Raw genomic sequence first — 12,590 nt, 5'->3', positions numbered from 1 at the left:
CACAAGATTACACGGCTGTCCCGTTCGGTGCCGCATCAGCCGATGGCGCTGCCCACCGCGTCGCCCACGAGATAGGTCAGGCCGGCCGCCGCGCCGCCCAGCACGAGCTGCCTGAAGCCGCCGAACCACCACGAACGAGCGGTGATGCGCGTGACGACGGCGCCGCATGCGAACAGTGCCACAAGCGACAACACGATCGCGAGCCACGGCGACTCGATGCCGACCAGGTAGGGGAACACCGGGATCATCGCGCCGAGGGCGAACGAGAAGAACGACGACACCGCGGCCAGCATCGGCGAGGCCAGGTCGTCGACGTCGACGCCGAACTCCTCGCGTGCGTGCACCTTGACCGCGTTCTCGGGGTTGCGGTGGATCTGCGCCGCCATCTCGCGGGCGACGTCCTCGTCGACCCCCTTCTCGACGAACATCACCGCCAGCTCGGCCTCCTCGGCCGTCTCGTTGTTGAGGATCTCGTCGCGCTCGATGTCGACCTGCGCCAGCGCGAACTCGCTCTGGCTCGCGACCGAGGTGTACTCCCCCGCTGCCATCGAGAACGAGCCTGCGGCAAGCCCCGCGAGACCAGCGAGGACGATCGGCTTGGTGTCGTTGGCGCTGCTGCCGCCGACGACGCCCATGATGAGCGCGAAGTTGGACACCAGCCCGTCCATCGCGCCGAACACGGCAGGCCGCAACCAGCCGCCCGTGACGTCCGGGTGCTCGTGCTCGACGTGCGCGGGGTCAGGCAGGGGCTCGGTGCTCTCGACAGCTTCGGTCATGGTGAAAACGTACGTCCGACCGTGGGCCGCCGTCACCGAAGGTCAGGCTTTCCTGACGCTCAGCGCGCGTCTTCCGTGTCCGTCGGCTCGTCGGCAGACTCCGCGGCGTCCGCCACCGGCTCCTCGGAGCGTGATCGCTTGCGGGTCGCGACGAAGTAGGTCGCGGCGACCGCGAAGACGATGATCGACGTCCACACGTTGAGCCGGAACGGGCCGATGTGGTTGGCCTCGTCGATGCGCAGCGCCTCGATCCACACGCGGCCGGAGGTGTAGAGCATCGCGTAGAGCGCGAACGCCCGCCCGCCGGTCAGCTTGAGCTTGCGATCGATCGCGATGATCAAGGCCGCCGCGGCGAGGTTCCACAGCAGCTCGTACAGGAACGTGGGGTGGAACGTGGCGAACTGCGTGTAGCCGTCGGGGCGCTTGTCGACCGCGATCTCGAGGCCCCAGGGCTTGGTGGTCGGCTTGCCGAACAACTCCTGGTTGAAGTAGTTGCCGATGCGGCCGATCGCCTGGGCGACCAGCAGCCCGGGCGCCAGGGCGTCGGCCACCGAGGAGAACGACACCCCGTAGCGACGGCACCCGATGTAGGCACCGAGCGCGCCGCCGGCGATGGCGCCCCAGATGCCGAGGCCGCCCTCCCAGATCTTGAACGCGTTGAGGGGATGCTTGCCGTCGCTGAAGTAGAGCTCCGGGTCGGTGGCCACGTGGTAGATGCGGGCGCCGACGATGCCGAACGGGATCGCCCAGATCGCCACGTCGCCGATCAGCCCCTGTCGGCCGCCCCTCGCCTGGAACCGGCGCTCGCCGATCATGATCGCCACGATGGCGCCGATGATGATGCCGAAGGCGTACGCCCGCAGCGGGATCGGGCCGATGTCCCAGACGCCGTGCGACGGGCTGGGGATGTATGACGCGACGCTCACGTGATCTAGGTCCTCTCGACGCCGGCGCGCAGGTCCTGGGCCAACCGGCGGATGGCCTCGAGCCCGGCGGACTCGTCCTCGGCATCCAGCAGACAGCGTACGAGGGCGGACCCCACGATCACCGCATCGGCGAACGCGGCGACCTCGCGGGCCTGCTGGCCGTTGCTCACGCCGAGGCCGACGCCGACCGGCTTGTCCGTCACCTTGCGCAGCCGGGCGACGAGCTCGGGGCCGAGCGCGCTGGTCTGCTCGCGGGCACCGGTGACGCCCATGACGGCGGTGGCGTAGACGAATCCGCTGGCCGCGTCAGCCGTCATCGCGAGGCGTTCATCGGTCGACGACGGCGCGACGAGGAAGATCCGGTCGAGGCCGTACTGCTCGGACGCGGCAACCCACTCGGACGCCTCGTCGGGGATCAGGTCCGGCGTGATGAGGCCCGCTCCCCCCGCCTCGGCCAGCGCCTCGGCGAACCGGTTGACGCCGAAGCGCTCGACGGGGTTCCAGTACGTCATGACGACCGTCGGAGCACCCGTCGCAGCGCTCGCGCGCACGACGTCGATCACGTCGGTCGTACGTGTGCCGGCCCGCAGAGCCTGGTCCGCGGCGGCCTGGATCGTCGGACCGTCCATGACCGGGTCGCTGTAGGGCAGCCCCACCTCGACGAGGTCGACCCCGCCCTCGACCATCGCCTCGATCGCCTTGATCGACAGCTCCTTGGACGGGAAACCCGCCGGCAGGTAGCCGACGAGCGCCGCACGGTCAGCCGCGCGCGTACGCACGAACAACTCGTCGATGGAGCTCATTCCTCGACCCCCTGCTCCAGCACCACCGGCTCCTCGATCAGCCCGAAGTACTCCGCAGCCGTGTGCACGTCCTTGTCGCCACGGCCCGAGAGGTTGACCAGGATCGTCGAGTCGGGTCCCAGCTCCTTGGCCAGCTCAAGCGCACCGGCGAGTGCGTGCGCCGACTCGATGGCCGGGATGATGCCCTCGGTCTTGCAGAGCAGGTCGAACGCCGACATCGCGGCAGCATCCGTCGCCGGTACGTACGACGCACGGCCCGTGTCGGCGAGGAACGAGTGCTCAGGGCCCACGCCGGGATAGTCGAGACCCGCCGAGATCGAGTGCGACTCGATCGTCTGGCCGTCCTCGTCCTGCAGCAGGAACGAGCGCGCGCCGTGCAGCACGCCGACGTCACCGCCGGTGATCGTCGCCGCGTGGCGACCGGTCTCGACCCCGTCGCCGCCGGCCTCGATGCCGACGAGCTTGACGTCGGCGTCGTCGATGAAGGCCGTGAACAGCCCGATCGCGTTGGAGCCGCCACCCACGCACGCCACGGCGGCGTCGGGCAGCGTGCCGGTGAGCTCGAGCACCTGGGCGCGTGCTTCGTCGCCGATGCCGCGGGTCAGGTCGCGCACCATGCTGGGGAACGGGTGCGGGCCGGCGGCGGTGCCGAACAGGTAGGACGTCGTGTCGACGCTCGCGACCCAGTCACGCAGGGCCTCGTTGATCGCGTCCTTCAACGTACGACTGCCGGTCGTGACCGGCACGACCTCGGCACCGAGCATCTTCATGCGCGCGACGTTGAGCGCCTGGCGCTGCGTGTCGAGCTCGCCCATGTAGACGACGCACTCGAGGTCGAGGTAGGCGCACGCCGTCGCCGACGCCACGCCGTGCTGTCCCGCTCCGGTCTCGGCGATGGCGCGCGGCTTGCCGATGCGCTTGGCGAGCAACGCCTGGCCGATCACGTTGCGGATCTTGTGCGCGCCGGTGTGGTTGAGGTCCTCGCGCTTGAGCAGAATGCGGGCGCCGGCGGCCTCGGAGAAGCGGTGTGCCTCGTAGAGCGGGCTCGGCACGTTGGCGTACTCCCGCAGCATGCGGTCGAGCTCGGCCATGAACGCCGGATCGGCCTTGGCCTCGGTCCAGGCCCGATCGAGCTCGTCGAGCGGAGCGATGAGTGCCTCGGGCATGAAGCGGCCGCCGAAGCGCCCGAAGTGCCCGGTCGAGTCAGGTTGTGCGTACATGGGTCCTCATGGGTGTGGAAGTGGCAGGGCGAAGGCGCGTCACCGTCGGAACGATGACGCCTCTACCAGCGGTGCTGCAGGGCGGGGTGAGCGCCCGCTGCGACGAGATCCGCCACGCTCGCGCGGGGATCGTCACCGCGTACGAGGGTCTCGCCGACCAGGACCACGTGAGCGCCGCACTTGGCGTACTCGATGACGTCGTGCGGACCACGTACGCCGGACTCGGCGACCTTGACGACGCCGTCAGGGATGCGTGGCGACAGGCGTTCGAACGTGCCACGGTCGATCTCGAGGGTCTTGAGGTTGCGGGCGTTGACGCCGATCAGGTCGGCACCGGCGTCGACTGCGCGGTCGACCTCGTCCTCGTCGTGCACCTCGACGAGTGGCGTGAGGCCGATCGACCGGGCCCGCTCGATGAGGCTCTCGAGGGCGAGCTGCTCCAGGGCGGCGACGATCAGCAGTGCCATGTCGGCGCCGGCGGCGCGCGCCTCCCACAGCTGGTAGGACGTCGTGATGAAGTCCTTGCGGAGCACCGGGACGTCGACGTTGGCGCGTACGGTCCGCAGGTCGTCGAGCGTGCCGCCGAACCGTCGCTGCTCGGTGAGGACGCTGATCGCGGCGGCACCACCGGCCGCATAGTCAGCAGCCAGCGCGGCGGGATCCTTGATCGCGGCGAGCTCACCCTTGCTGGGACTCGCGCGCTTGACCTCGGCAATGACCGAGACGCCGTCGCCCCGGAAGGCCGGCATCGGGTCGAGCGCTTCCTTCTGGCGAGCGGCCTGGGCCTTGAGCTCGTCGAGGGACGTCTTGTCCATGCGCTCGCGGAGGTCGTCGGCGGCGCCGGCCAGAATCTCGTCGAGCACGGACACGGAACCCCTCCTCCTCACTCGCAGTGGACTTCTCAAGAGTATCCCCGGCGCGGCGCGTGTCACGCAGGGGTTCCCCGGAGTCGCCTTGTCACTATGCTCTCGGCATGACGAACGAGCCGCCGTCCTACCCGGGCGACCCCAACCCGTCCGGCAACGACCCCACGAACCCACCGCCACCCGGATACGGGTCGGCGCCCCAGCCTCCCGGTGGCTACCCGCCACCGCCGCCGCCAGCCGGAGGCTACCCACCCGCTGGCGGCTATCCGCCTCCCGGCGGCTATCCCCCGGCACCGGGTGGCTATGGACCGCCGGCGCCCGAGCAGAACAAGAAGGCGCTGTGGTCGATGATCACCGGCATCTTCTCGCTGTTCTGCTGCGGCATCATCTTCGGCATCGTCGCGATCGTGCTGTCCAACCAGGCCAAGGCCGAGATCCAGCACTCCCGCGGCTGGCAGACCGGAGAGGGACAGGCCAAGGCAGGCTTGATCCTCGGCATCATCGGCGTCGTGGGCTGGCTCATCCTGATCGTCGTCCGGATCTCGCTGGCGAGTGCCTGAAGAAACGCCGCCGGACACACCCGACGGCGGACCATCGCTCCCGACCAACCGCAAGGCGGTCTACAGCGTGATCTTCGGGGCGGTGGCGTTCCCGTGCGCGTTCGTCAGCCCGCTCCTCGCGTTCGTGCTGGCGGTGCCGTCGTTGACCTGCGGCCTGCATGCCCGCCTCGAGATCCGCGACCCCAACAACGTCGAGGGTGGTGACATGACGGCGATCGTCGGGCTGACGATCGGGGCCACGACGGTTGCGCTCGTGGTGCTGTCGTGGCTGCTGGCGTCCGTCATGACACGCTGACGCTGTCCGGCTGCGAATCGTCGGCCATCCCTCTATGCTCGCGAGATGACGAACGAGACGCCCCCGAATCCGGGCGAACCCACTCCGTCCACCAGTGGCCTGCCGAGCTACGGCTCGACCCCACCGCCGCCCGAGGGCTCATATCCGCCACCCCCTGGCGGGCAGCCTCCGGCACCCGGGGGGTACGGCGGCTACGGAGGCCCACCGCAGCAGAACAAGAAGGCGATGTGGTCGATGATCCTCGGGATCATCGGGATCGTGTGTTGCGGATTCTTCACCGGCATCCCTGCGCTGATCCTGAGCAGCCAGGCCAAGAGCGAGATCCGCGCCTCTGGCGGTTCGCAGACGGGTCAGGGCATGGCCACGGCCGGATTCGTGCTCGGCATCATCTCGATCGTGTTCGGGGTCATCAACATCATCCTGCTCGCCACCGGCGTGATCGACTACAACTTCTCGACGTCGAGCAACTGACGGGCCGCTCGCGCTCTGACCCGTGAGACTCCGGTCAGGGCGCGAGCCAGGATCCCCATGGCGTGTTGCGGACGATCCCGAAGACGGCCACGACAGCCATCAGGGCGAACCCGGCCGGCAGGCTCAGCGTGATCATGGAGTCGACCCGGCCTCGCAGCCTGCGGGCGACCCAGAGCACCCACGCCACCGCCAGCGCAGCGACCAACGCGACCGCGAGGACGTTGCTGCTGATGGCCCCGACCAGGTCGCCCCGCGTCAGGTCGTTGACAGCCCGGAGGCCACCACAGCCCGGGCAGGGCTTGCCGGTGAGCGTCAGGAACGGGCAGTAGCCGTAGGAGCCCGAGTCGTGCGGGTCGTGGAAGTGCAGCAGCACGGCAGCGCCGAGGCCGGCCGCGCCGACCAGGGCCGGGGCGCGAAGGGCGGACGCCGACACGCGGCGCTCGACCTCGACCCTCGGCATCATGGTCACCAGTCGTTGATGATCGCGAGGACGAGGAGCACGTCGAGGGCGAGCCACAGCACGGTGCCCGCGATGGATGTGATCAAGCCGGCGATCGCCATGCCGTCACCGGTCTCGGCGCCGTTGCTCCGCTTGATGTCCTTGCGACCCATGACCGACAGGATGATCCCCGCGGGTCCGATGAGCACGCCGACGTAGCAGAACACGATCGACACGATGCCGACGATCATCCCCCACATGGCTTTCTGGTTGGTCCGTGGAGGCGGCGCGTAGCCGTAGCCGTAGGGCTGCTGGCCGTACGCGGGCTGGCCGTAGGCCTGCTGGCCGTACGCGGGCTGGCCTGAGGGCTGCTGCCCGTATCCCGGAGGAGGAGGCGGCTGCTGGCCGTACGCGGGCGGCGCCTGGCCGTAACCGGGCGGCGGAGGAGGCTGCTCGCCGGGCTGCTGGGGCTGCGACTCGTCCGGGCCGGGATATCCGGGGTACTGCGGGGGCTCGTTGCTCATGGGCGTACGACTCTCAGTGCTCGGAGTGCTCGGCGCGGTCGACGCCGAGGCCGGCGGCCGCCATGAACTTGCCCACGAGGCCGGAGCCGAGGGTCACGACGCACCCGACGATGAACCACGGCCAGTGCGGATCCGGAATCAGCGCAACGCCACCGATCGTGATGCCGGCGAGGCACAGCAGGACGGCGGTCCAGGCGGCGGGCGATGATCCGTGCATGGGTGAATTCTCCTCGTGGTCGTGAACTGCGCTCAGACTACTGGGTGGGATCGCGACCCTCGTCCAACGCCTTCCACATCTCGGCATCGGACTGCGGGGCGGTGACGGCCGGGCGCGCGGCCGGGGCGTCGTAGCGGCTGCTCATGGTGGGCCACGTCGCTCCGAGCTTCGCCGTGATCGCACCGAAAGCTGCCGCGAGGAGAAGGGCGAGCACCGTCACGTACTTCCATGCCGACGCCGTGAAGTCGTGGTCGCCGGCGCCGGTGAAGGCCGGTGACTCCTTGACGGCATGGTCGACGGCGTTGTCGAGTGCCGAGCCGTCGAGCAGCACGACGGCGGCTGCGGCGAGGGCGACCAGCACCGTGAACGCGCCGACCACCCGGCGTACGCGAGGCGACGACGCCAGGACGGCCAGGGCCGCCGCGATGACGACGAGCGCGAGCGCCGAGACGAGGGGCTGCGCGTCCGCGCCGGTGACGTCGACCGAGTCCGACGGCAGACCGTCGGTCGCGACCTTGACGTGTGCCCAGGTGCGGGAGGCGGCGAAGAACGCCAGGCCGCCGGCGGCAAGCGTGCCGAGCACGACGGGTGCGTAGAGGCGACGGGAGCTCACAACAGCTGGTCCGCGTCGAAGCACGTGCGCGCGCCGGTGTGGCACGCCGGGCCGGTCTGGTCGACCAGCACGAGCAGGGTGTCGCCGTCGCAGTCGAGCCGGACCTCGCGCACCGCCTGGGTGTTGCCCGACGTCTCGCCCTTGACCCAGTAGGTCTGCCGGCTGCGGCTCCAGAACGTCCCGCGCCGGGTCGTCAGGGTGCGGTGGAGCGCCTCGTCGTCCATCCAGCCGACCATGAGCACGTCACGGCTCTCGGCGTCCTGGATCACGGCGGTCACGAGGCCATGGGCGTCGCGCTTGAGGCGCGCCGCGATGGCGGGGTCGAGGGAACTCACGCCCACCAGTGTCTCAGGCGCACTCACACCGGGTCGACGACCGGGTGGTGGCTCGAGAGCGAGGCCTGCGCGACCCAGCTCGCGTGCAGCCGGGCGTAGACCCCGCCGAGGTCGACGAGCTCGGCGTGCGTGCCGTCCTCGACGAGCCGGCCGGCGTCGAAGACGAGGACGCGGTCGGCGTTCTCGGCCGTGGACAGCCGGTGCGCGATCGTCACGCTGGACCTGCCCTCGAGCAGCCGGTCGAGGGCGCGGGTCGCCCGTAGCTCGGTCTGCGGGTCGACTGCGCTGGTCGCCTCGTCGAGCACGATGAACTCCGGATCGGCGAGCGCGGAGCGTACGAGTGCCACGAGCTGCCGCTCCCCCGCCGACAGCGACTCGCCACGCTGACCGACCTGGGAGTCGAGCCCGCGAGGCAGCGCGGCGTACCAGTCGGAGAGGCCGAGCCGGTCGAAGACTTCGAGGAGCTCGGTCTCGGTCGCGTCCTTCTTGCCGTAGAGCAGGTTGTCGCGCAGGGTGGCGTCGAACAGGAAGCCCTCCTGCGGCACCATCAGGACGTGCCGGCGCAGGTCGTCGAAGGACACCTGGCTGATGTCGGTGTCGCCCAGGCGTACGACTCCCGCGGTCGGGTCCATGAGCCGGGTGAGCAGCTTGGCGAACGTGGTCTTGCCCGAGCCGGTCTCGCCCACGATCGCGACGCGTTGGCGCGGCGGGATCTCGACGTCGATGTCCTTGAGGACGTCCGGTCCACCGGGATAGGCGAACGTCACGCCTTCGAACCGTGCACCGAGCGTGCCTCCGGGCAACGTGGTGCCGGCCTCGCCGGGATCGACGACGTCGGCCGGGGTGTCGAGCAGCTCGATGACGCGGCGCCACGAGGCGATCGCGTTCTGGGCGTCGGTGAGCACCTGGGTGGCCATCTGCACGGGGCCGACGAACAGCCCGACGAGGAACGCGAACGCGATCACCGTGCCCATCGACAGCTGGCCGGACAGCCCGATCGCGACGCCGAACGCGATGACGGCGGCGTTGGCGAGACCGCCGGCGACGCCTGCCGACGCGAACGTGACGGCGACGAGCTTCTGGGCCCGGACGTTGGCGTCGAGGTTGCGACCGATGCCCGCGTCGACCCGCTCCTGCGTGCGACGCTCGATCGCGTAGGCCCGGACGACGGAGGCGCCCACGACGGGCTCGGCGATGACCGCGAGCATCTCGCCGACGGTCCCGCGCACGATGTCGTAGGCCCGGCTGAGCCGCTCGGCGAAGTACTTGAGGCTGATGGCCAGCGGCAGGAAGCAGACCCAGACGACGATCGTCAGCTGCCACGAGAACCAGGCCATGATCACCGTCGCCACGACGATCTGCCCGAGGCTGACGACCATCATGATCCCGGTGAACTGCAGGAACTGCGAGACCTGGTCGATGTCGGACGTGACCCGCGAGACCAGGACGCCACGACGTTCGGCGTTCTGGGTCAGCATCGACAGGTCGTGGACGTGCCGGAACGCGTCGACGCGCAGCTGGGCCAGGCCACGCTCGCTCGCCACGAACAGGCGTACGCGCATCCAGTAGGCCAGCAGGCTCGAGGCCACGATGATGCCGAGGGCGGCGAGCAGGTAGCCGGCGACATCGCTCAGCTCGGTGCTGTGGCCCTTGCCGAGACCGGAGTCGACCGTCTGCTTGATGACGATCGGGATGACCGATCCGCCGATCGTGCTGAGGATCGCCAGCAGCAGGGTGAGGCCGAGGCCCTCCTTGATCGCCGGCGAGAGGGCCAGACCGCGCCGCAGGATCGCGATGCCGGTCAGCCGTCCCTCTTCGGAAGCTTCAGTGCTCATGACTCCACCTCCCGGGCGTGGTCGTAGGCGTTGACGAGGTTGCGGTAGTCGGCCGAACGGGCGACCAGCTCGTCGTGGCTGCCACGGTCGGCGATGACGCCGTTGTCGAGGAACACGACCTCGTCGGCGAGCGCGATCGTGGCCTTGCGGTAGGCGACGACGAGCACGGTCGGCCCGTCATCGTCGGCGGTGTGGGCAGCCAGGGCCTTGAGGATGCGCTGCTCGACCTCAGGGTCGACGGCGCTCGTGGCGTCGTCCATCACCAGCAGGCGCGGCCGGCGTACGAGCGCGCGGGCCAGCGACAGTCGCTGGCGCTGCCCGCCGGACAACGTCGTGCCGCGCTCACCGAGCTCCGCGTCGAGCCCCTCGGGGAGCCGGGCGACGAACCCGTCCGCCTGGACCGTGCGCAGAGCGGCCCAGACGTCCTCGTCGGAGAAGTCGCCGCCGAGGGTGACGTTCTCGCGCACACTGTCGTCGAACAGGAACGTGGCCTGCGGAACGACCGCGATCGCCTTGGCGAGCTCGGCGTGGCTCAGCTCGCGGATGTCGTGCCCGTCGACCCGGATCGCACCGTGCTGCGGGTCGACGAGGCGGGTCAGGAGCGACGTCAGGGTGCTCTTGCCGCTGCCCGTCGCACCCACGACCGCCACGACCTTGCCGGGTTCGACCTCGACGTCGATGCCCCGCAGGACGTCCTTCACCGCGGTTCCTGAGCCTGTCGAAGGGTCAGCGAAGCCGAACGTCAGCCCGTCGATGTCGAGCGCCACCGGTCCGCTGCCGGGCAGCGTGCGTGAGCCGTAAGCCATCGAGCCCTCGGCGTCCAGCACCGACGACACCCGCTCCCAGCCGACCACGCTTCGCGGCAGCTCACCGAGGACCCAGCCGATCGCGCGTACGGGGAAGGCCACGACCGTGAAGAGGTAGGCCACCTGGACGACGTCGCCCGGGTCGGCGGCACCGCTGGCGACCCGCCCCACACCGAGCACGATGACCAGCAGGATGCCGAGGTTGGGCAGCGCCTCGAGCAACGGGTCGAACATGCTGCGAATGCGGCCCACGGCGATGTTGGCGTCGCGCAGCTCGTGCGTGACCTTGGTGAACCGCTCCGTCTCGTCGGCCTCGCGACCGAGCGACTTGACCACCAGCGCCCCGTCGAACGACTCGTGGGCGACCGAGCTCACGTCACCACGGAGCGACTGGGCGTACGAGACCTTGGGCGAGAGCCAACGCTGGTAGAACACGTTGATGGCGAACAGCGCCGGGAAGACGATCAGCCCGACGATCGTCAGCACCACGTCGGCCGCCAGCATCGCGACGATCGCGGCGACCAGCATCGCGATGACGCCGACGGCCATCGGCAGCGGCATGAAGACCGACCAGGTCGCCTCGACGTCGGCGTTGGCGTTGGAGAGCAGCTGCCCCGTCGGATGGCGGTGGTGCCACGCCATCGGCAGCGAGAGGTACTTGCGGGTGACCCGGCGGCGGTAGTCGGCGATGAGGCGGTAGAACACGACGCCGCCGATGAGCCGGCGTCCGATGACACCGAGGCCACGCAGGATGGCCACGGCGAGGAACAGCGCGATCGCGCCGGCCAGCGCGCCCTTGGCGATCTCGCCGCGGGCGAACGACGGGCGGATCACGTGGTCGGTGGCCCAGCCGAGCACCCAGGCGTCGGCGACCGTCATGGCGCCGTAGAGGATGCTGCCGATCACCGAGAGGGTGAACAGGAACCGCTGCTCGCGGATGCCCTGGCCGAGCAGCGCGAAACCACGACCGGTCACATGGGTGTGGTCGGTCGTTCCGAGGTCACGCTCGTCCGGCTCGGGCTGGGCCGCCGTCGTGGGGCCGGCCGTCGTCCTATCGGACACAGTGTCCTGCAGCTCGCAACGTCTCTTTCACCTGTCCGATGGTCATGTCGCCGAAGTGGAACACGCTCGCGGCGAGCACTGCGTCGGCGCCGGCATCGACGGCCGCTGGGAAGTGCTCGAGCCGTCCGGCGCCACCACTCGCGATGAGTGGCACTTGTGTAACGCCACGGACCGCCCGAATCATTTCCAGGTCGAAGCCGTCCTTGGTGCCGTCGGCGTCCATCGAGTTGAGCAGGATCTCTCCGGCACCCAGCTCGGTGGCGGTGCGCGCCCACTCGACGGCGTCGAGACCCGCCGACGTACGACCCCCGTGCGTCGTCACCTCGAACCCGCTCGGCTGATCCGGGCTGCGGCGCGCGTCGACGCTCAGGACCAGGACCTGGTTGCCGAACCGGTGGGCGATCTCGGCGATGACCTCGGGCCGCGCGATGGCTGCGGTGTTGATTCCGACCTTGTCCGCTCCCGCCCGCAGGAGCCGGTCGACGTCCTCGGGCGTACGGACTCCGCCGCCGACGGTCAGGGGGATGAACACCTGGTCGGCGGTGCGGCCCACGACGTCGAACGTCGTGTCACGGCTGTCGGACGACGCCGTGATGTCGAGGAACGTGAGCTCGTCGGCGCCCTCGGCGTCATAGACCTTGGCCATCTCGACCGGGTCGCCGGCATCGCGCAGGTTGACGAAGTTGACGCCCTTGACGACCCTGCCGTTGTCGACGTCCAGGCACGGGATGACACGTACGGCGAGGCTCACCGGACGAGCCTATCCCTCGGCACGGACGTCTCATCCCTCGGGGAAATCCCGCCAACCGGCGACCGTACCCACTACGGTCGAGACAACCTGG

16 protein-coding genes are annotated in these 12,590 nt (G+C 69.8%); 3 read left to right on the top strand and 13 right to left on the bottom strand.

All coding sequences use genetic code 11. The features are described 5' to 3' along the window. Window positions 1–35: 35 nt before the first annotated feature. The 5 genes from ASE12_RS01160 to trpC form a co-directional block, all read right to left on the bottom strand. A complete protein-coding gene (locus ASE12_RS01160; protein WP_056395851.1) occupies window positions 36–776 on the bottom strand; it encodes a VIT1/CCC1 transporter family protein in 741 nt (246 codons plus the stop codon). 59 nt (window positions 777–835) lie between these two features. Continuing rightward, window positions 836–1,702, bottom strand: coding sequence for a prolipoprotein diacylglyceryl transferase (lgt, locus tag ASE12_RS01155; protein WP_056395848.1), 867 nt, complete (start codon window positions 1,700–1,702; stop codon window positions 836–838). Between the two features lie 5 nt (window positions 1,703–1,707). After that, a complete protein-coding gene (trpA, locus tag ASE12_RS01150) occupies window positions 1,708–2,505 on the bottom strand; it encodes a tryptophan synthase subunit alpha (protein ID WP_056395845.1) in 798 nt (265 codons plus the stop codon). Next, window positions 2,502–3,725, bottom strand: coding sequence for a tryptophan synthase subunit beta (gene trpB / locus ASE12_RS01145; RefSeq protein WP_056395841.1), 1,224 nt, complete (start codon window positions 3,723–3,725; stop codon window positions 2,502–2,504). Before trpB ends, trpA begins: the two co-directional genes overlap by 4 nt. A 62-nt stretch (window positions 3,726–3,787) precedes the next feature. Then, entirely contained in the window at window positions 3,788–4,594 is an 807-nt protein-coding gene (trpC, locus tag ASE12_RS01140) for an indole-3-glycerol phosphate synthase TrpC (protein ID WP_056395838.1), read from the bottom strand. Window positions 4,595–4,698: 104 nt separating this feature from the next. Between trpC and ASE12_RS20470 the strand changes: the two genes are divergently transcribed. The 3 genes from ASE12_RS20470 to ASE12_RS20465 are packed head-to-tail and all read left to right on the top strand — an operon-like array spanning window position 4,699 to window position 5,917. After that, entirely contained in the window at window positions 4,699–5,151 is a 453-nt protein-coding gene (locus ASE12_RS20470; protein ID WP_082582010.1) for a DUF4190 domain-containing protein, read from the top strand. Further along, on the top strand, window positions 5,144–5,446 hold the full coding sequence (locus tag ASE12_RS01130; RefSeq protein WP_056395832.1) for a DUF4190 domain-containing protein: 303 nt from the start codon (window positions 5,144–5,146) through the stop codon (window positions 5,444–5,446). Before ASE12_RS20470 ends, ASE12_RS01130 begins: the two co-directional genes overlap by 8 nt. A gap of 45 nt (window positions 5,447–5,491) precedes the next feature. Continuing rightward, on the top strand, window positions 5,492–5,917 hold the full coding sequence (locus ASE12_RS20465) for a DUF4190 domain-containing protein (protein WP_082582009.1): 426 nt from the start codon (window positions 5,492–5,494) through the stop codon (window positions 5,915–5,917). Window positions 5,918–5,951: 34 nt separating this feature from the next. Here ASE12_RS20465 and ASE12_RS01120 read toward each other — a convergent pair whose 3' ends face one another. The 8 genes from ASE12_RS01120 to hisF are packed head-to-tail and all read right to left on the bottom strand — an operon-like array spanning window position 5,952 to window position 12,499. Then, on the bottom strand, window positions 5,952–6,380 hold the full coding sequence (locus ASE12_RS01120; RefSeq protein ID WP_235508954.1) for a DUF2752 domain-containing protein: 429 nt from the start codon (window positions 6,378–6,380) through the stop codon (window positions 5,952–5,954). A 2-nt stretch (window positions 6,381–6,382) separates the two neighbouring features. Next, window positions 6,383–6,880: a DUF4190 domain-containing protein gene (locus ASE12_RS20695; protein WP_056395826.1), complete on the bottom strand. Its 498-nt coding sequence runs from the start codon at window positions 6,878–6,880 to the stop codon at window positions 6,383–6,385. A gap of 13 nt (window positions 6,881–6,893) precedes the next feature. Next, window positions 6,894–7,097, bottom strand: coding sequence for an HGxxPAAW family protein (locus ASE12_RS01110; protein WP_056395824.1), 204 nt, complete (start codon window positions 7,095–7,097; stop codon window positions 6,894–6,896). A 37-nt stretch (window positions 7,098–7,134) separates the two neighbouring features. Then, on the bottom strand, window positions 7,135–7,710 hold the full coding sequence (locus ASE12_RS01105; protein ID WP_056395822.1) for a Trp biosynthesis-associated membrane protein: 576 nt from the start codon (window positions 7,708–7,710) through the stop codon (window positions 7,135–7,137). Continuing rightward, window positions 7,707–8,045 (bottom strand): phosphoribosyl-AMP cyclohydrolase, encoded by a 339-nt coding sequence (gene hisI, locus ASE12_RS01100; RefSeq protein ID WP_200954941.1) that lies wholly within the window; start codon window positions 8,043–8,045, stop codon window positions 7,707–7,709. Before hisI ends, ASE12_RS01105 begins: the two co-directional genes overlap by 4 nt. Before the next feature lie 23 nt (window positions 8,046–8,068). Beyond that, the gene (locus tag ASE12_RS01095; protein WP_056395814.1) at window positions 8,069–9,880 is read right to left on the bottom strand and encodes an ABC transporter ATP-binding protein; all 1,812 of its coding nucleotides are present in this window, start codon (window positions 9,878–9,880) and stop codon (window positions 8,069–8,071) included. Then, window positions 9,877–11,748 carry an ABC transporter ATP-binding protein gene (locus ASE12_RS01090; RefSeq protein ID WP_082582007.1) on the bottom strand — a complete coding sequence of 624 codons (1,872 nt, stop codon included), beginning with the start codon at window positions 11,746–11,748 and terminating at the stop codon, window positions 9,877–9,879. Before ASE12_RS01090 ends, ASE12_RS01095 begins: the two co-directional genes overlap by 4 nt. Beyond that, complete coding sequence (gene hisF, locus ASE12_RS01085) at window positions 11,738–12,499, bottom strand: imidazole glycerol phosphate synthase subunit HisF (protein ID WP_056395812.1); 762 nt, start codon at window positions 12,497–12,499, stop codon at window positions 11,738–11,740. The genes ASE12_RS01090 and hisF overlap by 11 nt, the downstream gene beginning before the upstream one ends. Window positions 12,500–12,590 lie beyond the last annotated feature (91 nt).

The organism is Aeromicrobium sp. Root236 (genome assembly GCF_001428805.1).
GTDB lineage: Bacteria > Actinomycetota > Actinomycetes > Propionibacteriales > Nocardioidaceae > Aeromicrobium.
This window is presented reverse-complemented; position numbering and strand designations above follow the sequence as displayed.

What these genes read in the sequence shown, in the direction of transcription:
- ASE12_RS01160 (WP_056395851.1), bottom strand. Translation starts at nt 776, where the DNA reads ATGACCGAAGCTGTCGAGAGCACCGAGCCCCTGCCTGACCCCGCGCAC.
- trpA (WP_056395845.1), bottom strand. Translation starts at nt 2,505, where the DNA reads ATGAGCTCCATCGACGAGTTGTTCGTGCGTACGCGCGCGGCTGACCGT.
- trpB (WP_056395841.1), bottom strand. Translation starts at nt 3,725, where the DNA reads ATGTACGCACAACCTGACTCGACCGGGCACTTCGGGCGCTTCGGCGGC.
- ASE12_RS20470 (WP_082582010.1), top strand. Translation starts at nt 4,699, where the DNA reads ATGACGAACGAGCCGCCGTCCTACCCGGGCGACCCCAACCCGTCCGGC.
- ASE12_RS20465 (WP_082582009.1), top strand. Translation starts at nt 5,492, where the DNA reads ATGACGAACGAGACGCCCCCGAATCCGGGCGAACCCACTCCGTCCACC.
- ASE12_RS01120 (WP_235508954.1), bottom strand. Translation starts at nt 6,380, where the DNA reads ATGATGCCGAGGGTCGAGGTCGAGCGCCGCGTGTCGGCGTCCGCCCTT.
- ASE12_RS20695 (WP_056395826.1), bottom strand. Translation starts at nt 6,880, where the DNA reads ATGAGCAACGAGCCCCCGCAGTACCCCGGATATCCCGGCCCGGACGAG.
- ASE12_RS01110 (WP_056395824.1), bottom strand. Translation starts at nt 7,097, where the DNA reads ATGCACGGATCATCGCCCGCCGCCTGGACCGCCGTCCTGCTGTGCCTC.
- ASE12_RS01095 (WP_056395814.1), bottom strand. Translation starts at nt 9,880, where the DNA reads ATGAGCACTGAAGCTTCCGAAGAGGGACGGCTGACCGGCATCGCGATC.